The following is a 520-nucleotide window of genomic DNA, read 5'->3' as shown; positions in this document are numbered from 1 at the left end:
CTTGGTGTCGAACGCGTAGGTGGGCAGCGGCACCCTGCGCGGCTTGCGGTGTTCGTGCAGCGCGGACCAGCGGACCGGTGCGCCGTTGACCCAGAGCCGCGCCAGCGCCTCCCTGATGGCCACCGCGTCGTGACGCACCGGGCTCGTCGAGGACACCACGATCCGGCCGATCGGCTGCTCTCCCAGCACCGCCGCCGCGCCCGGAGCGATCTCCAGCAGCATGGTCTCCGGCTCGTCCCGCAGCAGACCGGTGGTGTCGGCGCCCACGTCCGTTCGGCACCGCTCCGCCCAGTACGACGCGCTCGTGGCCTGCTCGGCGGTGATCCAGTCGCCCGTCTCACCGGACGCGAACCTGATCCGCGGGGCGTTCAGGCGCATCCTCGACAGCACGTCCGCCAGTTCCTCGTGCCTCGACTCGGCACGTAGGCAGGTGATGTGGAGGGCGTCGTCGAGGGTCCAGACGTCGGCGAGGGTGGCGGCGACGAGTTCGCCGAGGCTGTGGCCGATGAGGGCGTGGGGT

At 71.7% G+C, this 520-nt stretch carries 1 pseudogene; it reads right to left on the bottom strand.

Annotation, left to right across the window (positions count from 1 at the left end):
* Positions 1-520 (bottom strand): annotated as a pseudogene (locus UK12_RS41910) (hypothetical protein); the annotation flags it as partial.

It is taken from the genome of Saccharothrix sp. ST-888 (assembly GCF_000955975.1).
Lineage (GTDB): Bacteria > Actinomycetota > Actinomycetes > Streptomycetales > Streptomycetaceae > Kitasatospora.
Note: the sequence above shows the minus strand (reverse complement) of the source record. Positions and strands in the feature narration are given on the sequence as shown.